1 protein-coding gene is annotated in these 415 nt (G+C 65.1%); it reads right to left on the bottom strand.

Annotated features, from left to right (window positions below; all coding sequences use genetic code 11):
* On the bottom strand, nt 1-415 hold a 415-nt coding region (locus tag PSHG_RS32060), incomplete at both ends, for a hypothetical protein (RefSeq protein ID WP_187373818.1).

Here is a 415-nt window from a genome sequence, read left to right as displayed (position 1 = left end):
GACGCTGACGCTGATGCGGATGCTGACGCTGATGCCGACGCTGATGCGGATGCCGACGCTGATGCTGATGCTGACGCGGATGCGGATGCCGACGCTGATGCGGATGCTGACGCTGACGCCGATGCTGACGCCGATGCCGATGCGGATGCTGACGCCGATGCGGATGCTGATGCGGATGCCGACGCTGATGCTGACGCCGATGCTGACGCGGATGCGGATGCCGACGCCGATGCGGATGCTGATGCTGACGCTGATGCGGATGCTGATGCTGACGCTGATGCTGACGCGGATGCGGATGCCGACGCTGATGCTGACGCGGATGCGGATGCCGACGCCGATGCGGATGCGGATGCTGACGCTGATGCGGATGCTGACGCTGATGCTGACGCGGATGCGGATGCCGACGCTGATGCGG

Origin of the sequence: Paenibacillus senegalensis JC66 (assembly GCF_000285515.1) — a bacterium.
Lineage (GTDB): Bacteria > Bacillota > Bacilli > Paenibacillales > NBRC-103111 > Paenibacillus_L > Paenibacillus_L senegalensis.
The sequence above is the reverse complement of the archived record's forward strand: the minus strand, read 5'-3'. Positions and strand labels throughout refer to the sequence as shown.